9 protein-coding genes, 3 tRNA genes and 1 pseudogene are annotated in these 12,377 nt (G+C 71.9%); 9 read left to right on the top strand and 4 right to left on the bottom strand.

Annotated elements, in window-relative coordinates; genetic code table 11:
- Positions 1-30: 30 nt before the first annotated feature.
- The 8 genes from ACWGH1_RS19480 to ACWGH1_RS19445 all read left to right on the top strand — a co-directional run bounded on the left by ACWGH1_RS19480 (position 31) and on the right by ACWGH1_RS19445 (position 10,799).
- Positions 31-207: a hypothetical protein gene (locus tag ACWGH1_RS19480; protein WP_453354333.1), complete on the top strand. Its 177-nt coding sequence runs from the start codon at positions 31-33 to the stop codon at positions 205-207.
- A 95-nt stretch (positions 208-302) separates the two neighbouring features.
- Entirely contained in the window at positions 303-1,655 is a 1,353-nt protein-coding gene (locus ACWGH1_RS19475; RefSeq protein ID WP_453353352.1) for a lanthionine synthetase C family protein, read from the top strand.
- A gap of 50 nt (positions 1,656-1,705) precedes the next feature.
- Positions 1,706-5,023 carry a lantibiotic dehydratase gene (locus ACWGH1_RS19470; RefSeq protein ID WP_453353351.1) on the top strand — a complete coding sequence of 1,106 codons (3,318 nt, stop codon included), beginning with the start codon at positions 1,706-1,708 and terminating at the stop codon, positions 5,021-5,023.
- Positions 5,020-6,843 (top strand): ABC transporter ATP-binding protein, encoded by a 1,824-nt coding sequence (locus ACWGH1_RS19465; protein ID WP_453353350.1) that lies wholly within the window; start codon positions 5,020-5,022, stop codon positions 6,841-6,843. Before ACWGH1_RS19470 ends, ACWGH1_RS19465 begins: the two co-directional genes overlap by 4 nt.
- Positions 6,840-7,127, top strand: a complete 288-nt coding sequence (locus ACWGH1_RS19460; RefSeq protein ID WP_453353349.1) for a hypothetical protein — start codon at positions 6,840-6,842, stop codon at positions 7,125-7,127. Before ACWGH1_RS19465 ends, ACWGH1_RS19460 begins: the two co-directional genes overlap by 4 nt.
- On the top strand, positions 7,124-7,813 hold the full coding sequence (locus ACWGH1_RS19455) for an ABC transporter ATP-binding protein (RefSeq protein ID WP_453353348.1): 690 nt from the start codon (positions 7,124-7,126) through the stop codon (positions 7,811-7,813). Before ACWGH1_RS19460 ends, ACWGH1_RS19455 begins: the two co-directional genes overlap by 4 nt.
- Complete coding sequence (locus ACWGH1_RS19450) at positions 7,810-9,489, top strand: DUF6297 family protein (RefSeq protein ID WP_453353347.1); 1,680 nt, start codon at positions 7,810-7,812, stop codon at positions 9,487-9,489. Before ACWGH1_RS19455 ends, ACWGH1_RS19450 begins: the two co-directional genes overlap by 4 nt.
- A gap of 59 nt (positions 9,490-9,548) precedes the next feature.
- Positions 9,549-10,799 (top strand): S1 family peptidase, encoded by a 1,251-nt coding sequence (locus tag ACWGH1_RS19445; RefSeq protein ID WP_453353346.1) that lies wholly within the window; start codon positions 9,549-9,551, stop codon positions 10,797-10,799.
- A gap of 58 nt (positions 10,800-10,857) precedes the next feature.
- Here the strand turns inward: ACWGH1_RS19445 and ACWGH1_RS19440 are convergent.
- The 4 genes and pseudogenes from ACWGH1_RS19440 to ACWGH1_RS19425 all read right to left on the bottom strand — a co-directional run.
- Positions 10,858-11,087, bottom strand: a pseudogene (locus ACWGH1_RS19440) (ISAzo13 family transposase); the annotation flags it as partial.
- 405 nt (positions 11,088-11,492) lie between these two features.
- A tRNA-Ile gene (locus ACWGH1_RS19435) sits at positions 11,493-11,566 on the bottom strand.
- A gap of 174 nt (positions 11,567-11,740) precedes the next feature.
- A tRNA-Asn gene (locus ACWGH1_RS19430) sits at positions 11,741-11,813 on the bottom strand.
- Between the two features lie 5 nt (positions 11,814-11,818).
- A tRNA-Asn gene (locus ACWGH1_RS19425) sits at positions 11,819-11,891 on the bottom strand.
- Positions 11,892-12,036: 145 nt separating this feature from the next.
- On the opposite strand from ACWGH1_RS19425, the gene ACWGH1_RS19420 reads away from it, so the two are divergent.
- Positions 12,037-12,339 (top strand): YtxH domain-containing protein, encoded by a 303-nt coding sequence (locus ACWGH1_RS19420; RefSeq protein ID WP_453408850.1) that lies wholly within the window; start codon positions 12,037-12,039, stop codon positions 12,337-12,339.
- Positions 12,340-12,377: the final 38 nt, after the last annotated feature.

Below are 12,377 nucleotides of genomic sequence, written 5' to 3'. Positions count from 1 at the left end.
ATCAGCAAGATTTTCTTGAAGGAGATTTCCATGTCTGCGAACGACCCGTTCAACCTGGACGTCCGCGTCGCCACCCCGCAGCAGACGGGCGCCGACCCCGCCTCGTGGGGCGCCATCGTCCGCACCACGGCGAAGGTCATCACCAAGGTGACCTGCCACAGCTGCACCTGCGCCTCCTGCGTGACCATGACGCCGATCAGCTGCTAGCCGGTGTGGGCCGCTGACGCGGCCCAGTGGGTGTGCTGCCGCCCGCGGCAGCACACCCTCCCCTTTCCTCCCCCTCCTGAAAGAACACCCTGGCCGTGTCCATAAGTGTGCTGCCCCTCGTTCCGGACGCCCTCGCGGCGCGTTCCCGGAAATTCGCGGAAATCATCGTCCGTCGCCTCGCAGACCCGGACCTGGTGCGGAACTCGTTGGATTCCAGCGAGAAGAACGCCGCTAATCCATTCATGTGGGGTGGCGTTTCTCTGCTTGCCGGAGAGGCCGGTAGCGCTCTTGCCTTCCGGTACGCGGCCCGGGCCATTCCCGACGAGGCGGAGTACTGGACGGGCCTCGCCCACGAGCGCCTCGCGGCCGTGGTGCGCTCCACCCATGACGAACCCGTCGGCACCCCCGGGATGGCCGGCGGAACCGCGGGCCTCGCGCTGGCGCTCGCCGACTTCGCGGCCGATGACCCCCGCTACGCACCGGCGCTCGCAGGCATCGACGCCCAGCTGGCGGCCCAGGTCGCCGATCTGCCGCCGGGGCACACCACCACGGGGGACGGCGTCAGCTTCGACGCGTACGACGCGGTGGCCGGCCTGTCGGGCGTGCTGGCCCATCTCGCGACCACGCCCAGCGGACGGGGACCGGACGGCGCCGCCGTACGGACGGCAGCACAGTCCCTGACCCGTGAACTGGTCGCCCTGTCCGTCGCCCGCACCGCCGAAGGGCGCCCAGGCTGGTACGTACCCCCGCGGCACTACCCGCTCGACAGCTACCGCGAGACGTTCCCGCACGGCTATGTGAACCTCGGACTCGCCCACGGAGTCCCGGGCATCCTCTCCGCCCTCGCACTCGCCCTTTCCGGCGGCGACCGCACACCGCAACTCGCCGCGGCCGTGAGGCGGATCGCCGACTACGTGGTCTCGGTCTCCTTCGAGGACGCCTGGGGCCGCAACTGGCCCACCGGCATCCCCCTGGACGCCTCCGGCGCCGAACAGCCCGCCGACCTGGCTCCCGCCCGCGCAACCTGGTGCTACGGCGCTCCCGGCATCGCCTGCGCGCTGCTGAACGCCGCCGACGCGCTCGACGACCCGTCCCTGCGCGCCATCGCCGTCGACGCCTTCGAGGCGGTCCTGCGCCGGTTCGACGCCAGCGACGGCTTCCCCTCCGCCACCGTGTGCCACGGAGCGGCCGGCCTAGTGGTCATCTGCGCCGGGTTCGCACGCCGCACGACGAGCCAGAAGGCCAGGGCCTCCCTCGTCCCGCTCACCGAGCACCTTCTGACGCACTGCGACCCCGACCTTCCGCTCGGCGTCCAGGACCTGGAGCAGCCCGGTGTCCTGCTGGACTGCCCCGGCATCCTGACCGGCGCGGACGGTGTCGCCCTGGCTCTGTGGGCGGTCTCCACCCCCGTCGAGCCCCGCTGGACGCGCGCGCTGCTGATCGCGTGACGGCACGTACGCCGCCACGACACTGACGGGTCATCGAGGAGCACATTCACTTGCAGGCAGCACGTCACCCCTCCGCCTCCGACGGCGGCCCGCTGTACCGGGCCGCCGACTTCTTCCTGCTGCGTGCGCCCGTGCTGCCCGTACAGGACTTCCTGGCGATTACCGCCGGCCCCGGGACGCAGGACGCGGCAGACGGCCACGGGGATCCGTACCGGCTCGACCAGATGCGGCAGCACGGCCGCGGCCTGCTGCGGGACATGGTGCGCAGGCCGCGGGTGGCCCAGGCGCTGCACATCGCCAGCGGCTCCGTCACCGTAGGCCTCGACCGGCTCGGTGAGGCTCCGGAGGACAGCAAGAGGGTCCGGCGCACGTACTCCACGCTGTTCCGGTACCTGACCCGCATGTCGACCAGGTCCACTCCCTACGGTCTGTTCTCCGGCGTGGCCACCGGGCTGTTCACCGACACGGCCGACCTGGGGATGGCGGCCGATCCGGTCGCCAGGACGCGCACCCGGGCCGATCTGGGCTGGCTCCTCGCCCTTCTCAAGAAGCTGGAGAACGATCCGGCCGTCAGGCCCCGGCTGGGCGTGCGGGTCAACTCCGCCCTCTACCGGGCGGGCGGGCGAGGCGTGCTGCCCGGCGCCGATGTCTATGGCGAGGAGGACAACCGGCTCGCTGGATTCCGCATCACCGAGCCCGCGGATCTGGCGATGCGCATCGCCCGGCGCCCGGGAGCCACCTACGAAGACATCCTCGACGGCATCGCGGCCACCGTGCCGGGCGCGACCCGTGACAAGGCAGAGGCGTTCCTCGCCCAGCTGTGGGACCTGCACGCCCTGACCAGCGACCTGAGGCCGTCGCTCGTCGAGCCGCACCCAGAGCTGGAACTCGCCGAGCGGCTGACCGGGCTGGACGCGGCCCAGGATGTCCTGGGCGGGCTCCACACGGTCCGGGAACTGGCCGAGCGCATCGATTGCGCGCGCGGCGCGGCACCGGTGTCCCTGCTCCGCGAGCTCACCGCGCACCAGAAGTCCATGGCGCCGGACTACGCCAGGGAGACCTACCAGCTCGACACCGCACTCGCCGTCACCGGCACCGGGCTGCCGGAGGAGATCGGGGCGGCTGCGGCGACTACCGCCGAGGCGCTGCTGCGCATGGGCAGCTTCCCGCCCCGTCCCCAGCACATCGCCGAATACCACTCGGCGTTCCTGGAGCGGTTCGGCGTCGACTCCGAGATTCCGCTGCTGCAGCTGCTCAGCCCGGAGACCGGGCTCGACGCGCCCAACTCGTACAGCAATCCCGTACGGGCCTTCCCGCTGCCGCCGGTCGGCGAGGACCGCGCCGTCGGCAAGGAGATGCGCCTGGCCGCGCTGGTCACCGAGGCCATGCGGGCGGGGGCGTACGAGCTGGAGATCACCGACGAGCGGCTCAAGCAGCTGTCGGTGTGGCAGGCGGGCGAGGCGCAGCCCCGCGTACGTCCGGCGATCGACCTGTACGCGCAGATCGCGGCCAAGTCGCCCGAGGCGCTGCGGGGCGACGACTGGCGACTGGTGCTGGCGCCCGCCGGCATGGCCGAGGGCGGCCGTACCTTCGGCCGCTTCTTCGACCTGTTCGACGAAGGGACGCTGGAGCGTCTTCGGCAGTACGCACGGGCCGAGGAGGAGCTGTGCCCGGACGTGGTCTTCGCCGACCTCAACTACCTGCACCCGCACGGCCGGTCGGCCAATGTGTCGCTCCATCCCGGGCTGCGGAGCCACGAGATCTGTGTCAACACCGCCCCCACGCTCGCGGCGGACCGGCAGATTCCGCTGAGTGACATCCTGGTGGGCGCCACGGCGAGCCGCTTCTTCCTGCGCTCGGCACGGCTGGGCAAGGAGCTGGTGGTCTCCCAGGGCCACATGCTCAGCGCGTTCCAGGCGCCGAACGCGTGCAGGCTGCTCCTGGAGCTCTCCGACGACGGTTACGCACCGCTCGCAGGGTTCGACTGGGGGCCGCTGCGCATGTCCCCCTTCCTGCCCCGGGTGACCCGCGGGCGCGCCGTGCTGCACCCCGCGCAGTGGTCGCTCACCCCCGAGCGTCTGGGTCTGCCCGCCGGGCGGAACGCCCTGCCCGGCCGCGACGCCTTCTACGCGGCCGTACAGCGCTGGCGCGGGCAGTGGAACGTGCCGCGGTACGTCTCGCTGGTGTACATGGACAACTGGCTGGCGCTGGACCTGGAACACCCCCTGTCGGTGGACGAGTTGTACGACGAGGTGACCGGCCTGGCCGAGGCGGACCGGCAGCACGTGGTCATCCAGGAGGCACTGGCCGGCTTCCCCGGCACCTGGCTGCGGGACCCGGCGGGCGGGCAGTACCTCAACGAGGTCGTCGTCCCGCTGCTGGCCCGCGACCCGAAGCACTGCCGGCGCTCCGCCGCCCCGGTCGGCCCCGCGCAGCCGGCGCCCGGCCCGGAGTCGGCGCCGCTCACCGACGTCACCGCCCCGGCGCACCCGCGCACGTTTCCTCCGGGCAGCGAGTGGACCTACCTGAAGCTGTACTGCGCGGTGGGAGGGCAGGACGACGTCGTCGCCGGGCCGCTGCGCGAGCTCGCCGGAAGCCTGGGCTCCCAGGGAGTCGTCGACCGCTGGTTCTTCCTCCGGTACGCCGATCCGATGCCGCACCTGCGGATCCGGTTCCGTGCCGCCCAGCCGGAGCTGGCGGCCCCCGTGCTCGCCGCGTGCCTGGACTGGGCGAACGGCCTGATCGCCGCCGGCCTCGCCCATGACGTGGCCGTCGTCGCCTACGACCGCGAGGTGGAGCGCTACGGCGGCCCCGAGGCGATCGACGCCATGGAGCGACTGTTCCAGGCCAACAGCGAGGTGTGCGCCGAACTGGTGGCGGCCCGGCGGCAGGGCGGTGTGCGGCTGGACGACGAGGTCCTGTGCGTCCTGGGGATGCACGCCCTCTATCGCGACTGGGGGCTCGACCCCCTGGAGCTGCTGCCCCCACCCGCCGGGAGACGGATCTCCGAGGCGGCGCGCAAGCATTTCAGGCGTGTGCAGCGGCAGCTGTGCGACCTGCTCGTCCCGTGGGACGCATACCCGGACCAGACGGCACGAAACAGCCGAGAATATGTTGAAGGTATAGTTTCCCGGCAGCAAGGGGTGCTGGCCGAAGTGAGTGACCACATACGGGCGTTGGCATCGGCAGACCGGCTCGTGGGGGACGAACAGCAGATGTTGGCAAGTCTGGCGCACATGCACGCCAACCGATTCCTGGGGCTGGGGCAGGATCGTGAGCGGCTCTGTCACGATCTGTGGATCCTGGCCGCCGAGGCGATACGCCGGCGCCCCGCCGCGACCGTTCCGGACCGGGGAGACGGGCGATGAGCGCCGCCGGCGAGAGCGCCGAGCCGTCTGGGCGGCACTGGGCCCGCACGCTGCGCCTGCTGTGGCGGGTGAGCCCCGCCCACATGCTGGGCGTGGCCGTCACCACCGTGCTGAGCGCCCTGATCCCCGCCGCCTCCGTGCAGTTGACCACGCAGGCGGTACAGAAGGTGGCCGACGCGGTCGCCGGCGACGGCGCCGCCGGCCGCGCCGCCCTGGGCGCCGGCATCGTGCTGACCGTGGTCGCCCTGCTCGGCCATCTGTGTTCCACGGGCCAGAACTACCTCGAAGCGCTGCTGCAGTACCGCATGGCCAACGGGATCAACACCCGGATCATGGAGAAGGCCGTACGCCTCCGGCTGGAGCACTTCGAGGACTCCAGCACGTACGACAGCCTGCAACTCGCCAACCGGGAGGCGGCCTACCGCCCCTATCAGCTCTTCACCCAGCTGATATCGGTGATGTCCAACGCGGTCACCCTGGTCTCTGTCGCCGCCGTCCTGCTGACGTGGGACCCGTGGGTGGCACTGGCCGTCCTGTGCGCGCCCCTACCCGCGGTCGGCGCCACCATGTTCTACAGCCGGATCACCTGGCAGGTGGAGAACGAGCGGTCGGCCGACCGCCGCCGCACCAACTACCTCCAGTACCTCATCACCAACGACCGCACCTACAAGGAGACCCGGCTCTTCGGCCTGGGAGGCTTCTTCCTGGACCGCTACCGGGACCTGATCGGCCGGTTCTACCACGTCGACCGTTCCGTGGCCCGCCGGCAGTCCACGGCCAACGCCCTGCTGGGCCTGCTCAGTGTCGCCGCTACCAGCGGCGCCATCCTGTTCGCGATCACCAGCACCATCGACAGCGGCACCATCGGGCAGCTCGCCGGCTACATGGCGGCCGTCACCGTGGTGCAGGGATCTGCGCACGCGCTCTTCTCCGGCTTCGGCGAGCTGTACGAGCACAACCTCTTCCTGGGCAACCTCTTTTCGTTCCTGGACATCCCCGAGCGCGCAGTGGCCACCGGAACCAGGCCCTTCCCCGCACGGCTCGGCGCGGGCATCGAGTTCCGCGAGGTCACCTTCACCTACCCGGGCAACACCGCTCCGGTCCTGGACCGCTTCAACCTCACACTTCCAGCCGGCCGCTGCGTGGCGCTGGTCGGCCAGAACGGAGCCGGGAAGACCACCATCGTGAAGCTTCTCTCCCGGCTGTACGAGCCGGACAGCGGGACCATCCTCATCGACGGTCACCCGGTGGAGGAGTACGACCTCGACGAGCTGCGCACCAACATCGGGGTCATCTTCCAGGACTTCGTCCAGTACGAGGAGTCCGCACGCGCCAACATCGGCTACGCCAAGGTGACGGACCTCCAGGACGAGGAGGGCATCCGCCGGGCCGCCGCCCAGGCCGACGCGACCGGCTTCCTCGAACGGCTGCCGCAAGGTCTGGACACCCAGCTGGGGCGCCTGTTCGAAGGCGGGCGGCAGCTCTCCGGCGGCCAGTGGCAGAAGGTCGCCCTGGCCAGGGCCTTCCTGCGCAACGCACCGGTGGTGGTGCTCGACGAGCCCACCGCCGCCATCGACGCGGCGTCCGAGGCCGAGATCTTCGAGAAGCTCCGGGAGATCTCCGGCCAGGCGACCACGCTGCTCATAGCCCACCGCTTCTCCACCGTGCGCGTGGCCGACCACATCGTGGTGATGGAGCGGGGCCGGGTGCTCGAAGAAGGCACGCACGTAGAGTTGATGGAACGGGACGGCACCTACGCCGAGTTGTTCCGCCTCCAGGCCGCCGGATATCTCGACGAGCCTGCGACGGAGACGACATGACCCGCTCCGCAGTAGAGGTCCCCCCACACGAAGGCGAGTTCACCATGCCGTCCGAGCAGCGCGACGAGACCACGGCCACCTCACTCCCCTCCAGGGCCGCATGGCTCGCCGGAGGCGTCGTCCTCATCGTCCTGGGCGTCGTCCTGATCCGGATGACGCAGGTCCACGTCGCCGACATGTCGGAAGACATCCGCCTCATGGCAACCCTGGCGATGCGCGGGGCGACCTTCGTACTCATCGGCGGCGGAGCGTGGTGCCTCGTACGGGGCTGGAAGCGCACGTGACGCGAGCCCCCCTGCTCCAGCTCACGGGCGTACGGAAGACGTACGCCGAGCGCACGGTGCTGCACCCCGTCGACTTCACTCTGAGTCCCGGCGAGTCCGTCGCCCTGATGGGGCCGAACGGGTCCGGCAAGTCCACTCTGCTTCGGATCGCGGTGGGCCGGGACCGGCCGAGCGAGGGCACCGTCACCTTCGACGGGAGCCCACTGCACGAGGACGACCCCCGGGTACGAGCGCGCATCGCCGTGGTCGCCGACGGCCCCTCCTTCTACCCCGACCTCACCGTCCGCCAGCACCTGCACCTGGTGGCCGTGGCCCACGGGGCGGGCGCGGAGGCGGCCACGCTCGTGGACCACGCGCTGGAGCACACCCGCCTGACCGGCCAGGCGGGCCTGCGCCCCTCCGCGCTCTCCTCCGGGCAGGCCCAGCAACTCCTGCTCGCCGCTTCGCTGGTACGCCCCCGGGACCTGCTCGTCCTCGACGAGCCCGAGCAGCGGCTGGACCCCGAGGCCCGTACGCGGCTCACGGAACACATCCGGCAGGAACAGCTCCGCGGCGTCGCGGTGGTGTTCGCCACCCACCACACGGAGCTGGCCCTGGGCGCCGCGGACCGGGTGCTCGTCCTGGCCGACGGCCGTCTCGTCGACGAGGGGGCGCCCGGGCGCATCCTGCACGAGGCCGGCCGATGACCCCGGTGACCCCGTACCGCACGATGGAGGCCACCGTGACGGGCGGACGGGCCGTGTGGCGGGACGCGACCGACGAGGCGTTCGATCTGCTGCACGGTGCCCGCCGGGAGCACCGCCTGCGAAAGCGCGGTGACACGGCCTTCCACCTCTACGTCGTCCTGCTCCTCACGGTCATGTACCTCGTCCCCTTCGGGGCGATCGCCTACGCGGAGGCGGGCAGCCCGAGGGAGCCGTGGGCGTCGTACGCGCGTGAGGCCATGCCCTTCGCGGGCACGGCCGTCGCCCTGGCCTGGCTCCGCATCGTGGTGGGCGACGCACGATGGCGGGGCCCCGTGCTGCTGGACGCGGCGACCGCGACCTGGCTGCTGCCCGCGCCCGTCGACCGCGGCCGGCTGCTGCGGCCCAGGCTCCGCCGCGCGGTGCTGCTGCACGGTGCGGGGGCCGGGTTGTCGACCGCAGTGGCCATGTACTTCCTGAACCTGATGATGCTCGGCCGGCCCACGGCGGGCATCGGCCTCGCGGCGGCCGCGGCAGCCGTGTTCGGCGCGCTCACCGCCGGGACCGCCGGGCTGGTCGTGTGCCGTGATGCCGTCGCGCATGCGCGCCGGGCGGCTGCCGTGCTGACGGCTCTGGCCGCGTCGGCGCTGCTCTGCGCAGTGCTGGACGCCCCGGCCTGGCTGGAGCCGCTCTTCCTGTGGTCGGGTCCGTGGGGCTGGACGACCCAGTGCCTGGCCGCCGCGTCCGGCAGCCCGCCGACGGGGTGGCCCGCGGCCGCGGTGCTGCTCGTAGCCTGCGCGGCCTGGGTGATCGGCCGGGCCGACCGGGAGATCGCCGCCCTGCCCGTGGACGTGCTGCTCAGGCGGATCCGCTCGGCGGCCTCGGTCTCCGCGGCAGTGGTCGGCGTGGACTTCCGGCTGGCCCGCCTGGCAGTCCGTCAGGCCGGGGCAGGCGGGGCCCGGTCCCGCATGCCCGCGCTGCCTGCTCCCCGCCGTCCCGCGCTGGTCATTCCCTGGCGTACCGCAGTCGGCTGGCTCGCCGGGCCGGCCCGCCTCGGCTGGGCGGCCGTGTGGCTGGGGGGCGCGTTCACCGCCGTGACGGTCGCCCCCGCCACCGAGGGCCTGGACCGGGTCGCGGCCGTGCTGTCGGCCCTGGCCGCCGGGTACGGCGCCGCGGTCGGGCTCCTGGAGGCGGCCCGGCTGGACGGCGACGACGTGAACCGCTCCCGGGCACTGCCCTGGCCGTTCCCCGGAATCGTCCTGCGTCACGCGGTGCTGCCGCTCGTGGTGCTCCTGTCGGCCGGTGGCGCCGCCTGCGTGCTGGTCGCCGTACTCGGCCGGCCCGCACTGCCCGCGGTGCTGCTGCTCTGCTGCTTTCCAGCCCTCGTGGGCGCGGCGCTGGTCTCCGCGTGCCGGGGGACGCTGCCCCACGAACTGCTCGTCGGCGCCGACACGGCCTTGGGGAACACGGCGGTGCTCCAGGTGGCCGTCTGGTACCTGCGCGGTCCGCTGGCGGCCTGCGCGGTGTTGTTCCCCTTCCTGACCTATGGGCTGCGCTGTGCCGAACGCGGTGCGCCGAGCCTGCTGGCGGGCTCCGTCCTGGGCGGGGGTCTGCTGCTCGGCACCACCGGTCTCGCGGCCTGGGCCGGCGTGCGGGCCTGGTCGCACCTGCGCGGCTGAACAGCCCCGCGCACGGTCCCCGTTCTCGTTCTGCTGCCCGGTATCTCCTGAGGAGTCCTGTGAAGTTCACGCCCCTGTACGGATCCCTGTGCGGATCCCTGTGTGCCGGAGCCCTCGGCCTCGGCCTGCTGGCCGGAGCGGTGAGCCCCGCGTACGCGGTGCCCGCTCCGGACGAACCACGCACCGCCACCGCGACCACCACCGCCCGGCCGGCCTCCGGGTTCGCCTCGGAGGCCGGGGCCGTGGCGCTGATGCGGCGCCAGAGACCGCTGCTGGACGCCGCGCACCAGCTGCGGCAGACGGGCGCAGCCTCCCTGCCCGGTTTCTCCGGCATCACCGTCGACCCGGAGCGCTCCACCCTCCACCTGTACTGGCACGACGTCCTCCCCACGTCGGTGAAGCAGACGGTGCAACGCCTGAGCCGGCCCTCCGTACGCATCGAGGTGAGCCAGGCGCCCGCCCCGAAGCCCGGTCGGACAGGGGAAGCCGCCAAGGTGTCGGTGGCGGTCGGAACACCCGCCAGACCGGTCGCCGGGACTTCGGACCCGGCGCCCGCGCCTCGGCCGGCGGGCAGGGTGAACGACAGGTCTCCCGTCTCCGGTGGCGCCCTGATCATCACCCAGCCCGAAACGTGCACGACCGGCTTCGGTGTGGTCAGCGAGGCGACGGGCAGGAAGCAGCTGCTCACCGCCGGGCACTGTGGCCCCGTCGGCAGCCCGTGGTTCAACGGCGAAGGGGAATTCATCGGCAACGCCGTGTCCCGACACCCCGCGGCCGACGCCCTGGTCATCGACGCGAACAGCTCCGACCGGGTCTGGCACGGCGCGGTGACCGAGAACCTCGAAGGCGTCGACGACAAGGGCCGGACGGTCACCGCGGCGCGCTCTCCCGAGGTCGGCCAGTACCTGTGCACCTCGGGCGCCGTGTCCGGGACGCACTGCGGCCTGCGGGTCACCCGGACCGGTGTGGTGGTGTCCGTCGCGGGGACGGACGTCCCCGACCAGATCGAGGCCGAGCAGGTCGAGCACGCGGCGGCCGTCGGCAACGGGGACAGCGGCGGACCGGTCTACTCGGCCACCACGAGCACCGGACCAGTGACGGCGCACGGCATGATCACGGCCTACGACCGGCAGGAGACGGCGCCATGCTCCGGCGCGCCGACCGGCAACGGCCGCAACTGCTCGTGGCGGGTCTACTTCACGGACATCCTGTCGGTGCTGAAGGCGACGGGTACCCGGCTGCCCAGTGCCGCCTGTGCCGTGCACCGCGAAGGGCATCCGGATCGCGGGGCTTCCCCCAAGGCCGGATAGTCAGGGCTTGCAGATCATCAACTCGCAGTCCTGATCTCTGGCATGGGGGGATGCCCGTTCTGTTCGCGAGGGTGAGGACGGGGCGGCGTCCGGTGTCGCCATCGCCCTTGACGCGTGGCCGGTGGCCTCGGCGTTTGCCCAGGCCGGCTTCGCGCTCGCCCTCTTGGGAGACGTGAGGGTGGTGATCAGGGTGTCCCACTCGTGTGCGGCCCTTCCGGTCAGGACCGGGTGGCGCAGCCAGGCGAGTCGCCTACCTCGCGGCCAACGCCGCCCTGAGGGAGGGGGCGCGCGGCCTGCGGAAGATCACAGGGCCGGCCACGCTTCACCGCATCAACGCCACCCCGAGCAGCTTCCCCGACAACGGGATCAAGCCGCTCGAATGCCAGACCTACCGGCGGCGCTCATTGAGCTGCCCCCCGTCAAGCGGCCCAAGCCCGGTTCGCCTCGTGATCGACCGCACAGCGGTGATGGGCCGCGCCGAGCCGGTGCGCCGCTTCCCGACGGGCACCCGCAAGGCTTCCGTCGGCACCGGGTGACGTCTGTCCCCGGGTCGCTGCCGCCGCGTCCCCGCAGCGTCCCCGCAGCGCCCATGGAACGCGAAAGGCGGCCCCGGAGGGCCGCCAAGATCACCGTAGCGACTCGCGCCACCAGCAAAAATGCTGGTCAGATCGTTTCTGCACACCTGGTGCGCAGTGGGGCGGGTGGGACTCGAACCCACGGCCGACGGATTATGAGTCCGCTGCTCTAACCGGCTGAGCTACCGCCCCTCTACGGCGTGGCGCGTACATGTGTGCGCGCCGTCTGCCGCAGCATAGCCGCTCATACGATCTGCTGCCTCGCATGATCGGCTTCGCCTGCCCGGGAAGACCGTGCCGAGCGCTGCCCGGTTCCGGTGCGGGGCAAAAAAGAAGAGGACCCACCCGGGGCCCTCGTCTTCCGTGCTCCCCCGACTGGACTCGAACCAGTAACCTGCCGGTTAACAGCCGGCTGCTCTGCCAATTGAGCTACAGGGGATCGCGCTCCCCCGACTGGACTCGAACCAGTAACCTGCCGGTTAACAGCCGGCTGCTCTGCCAATTGAGCTACAGGGGATTGCTGCGGTGCGCCGAACAGCCCACCTCCGGCCTTGCCGAAGGGCGAGCGCCCGGTGCGAGTCATAGATTAGCGCAAGCAGGGGGGTGCTCCGCCAATCGGTATCGGCAGTGGGCCGGGCACCACACGACGAAGGGTGGCAAGCATGCGGTACAAGGTCACGTTCGTGGTCGGACTGGCCGTCGGGTACGTGCTCGGGACCCGGGCCGGGCGCGAGCGGTACGAGCAGCTGAAGAAGTCCGCGCGCCAGGTCGCGCAGACCCCGGCGGTGCGCAACGCCGCCGAGTCCGCCGGGCAGGCCGGCCGCGCCTACACGGGCAAGGCGTTCGCCGTGGTCGGGGACAAAATCGGCCACGCGCTGCCCGACTCCCTGACGGACCGGGTACGGACGCTGCGCGGCCGGGGCGGCTCCGGCGGCGAGGACGAGTGGGGTACGAGCAACACCTGACGGTGTTGCCGACGCCGCGGGCCCCGGACTTTCCGGGG

Source organism: Streptomyces sp. NPDC054883, from assembly GCF_053610645.1.
The sequence above is the reverse complement of the archived record's forward strand: the minus strand, read 5'-3'. Positions and strand labels throughout refer to the sequence as shown.

Coding starts and splice junctions, on each gene's coding strand:
- ACWGH1_RS19450 (WP_453353347.1), top strand. CDS start 7,810: ATGACCCCGGTGACCCCGTACCGCACGATGGAGGCCACCGTGACGGGC.
- ACWGH1_RS19420 (WP_453408850.1), top strand. CDS start 12,037: ATGCGGTACAAGGTCACGTTCGTGGTCGGACTGGCCGTCGGGTACGTG.
- ACWGH1_RS19465 (WP_453353350.1), top strand. CDS start 5,020: ATGAGCGCCGCCGGCGAGAGCGCCGAGCCGTCTGGGCGGCACTGGGCC.
- ACWGH1_RS19460 (WP_453353349.1), top strand. CDS start 6,840: ATGACCCGCTCCGCAGTAGAGGTCCCCCCACACGAAGGCGAGTTCACC.
- ACWGH1_RS19480 (WP_453354333.1), top strand. CDS start 31: ATGTCTGCGAACGACCCGTTCAACCTGGACGTCCGCGTCGCCACCCCG.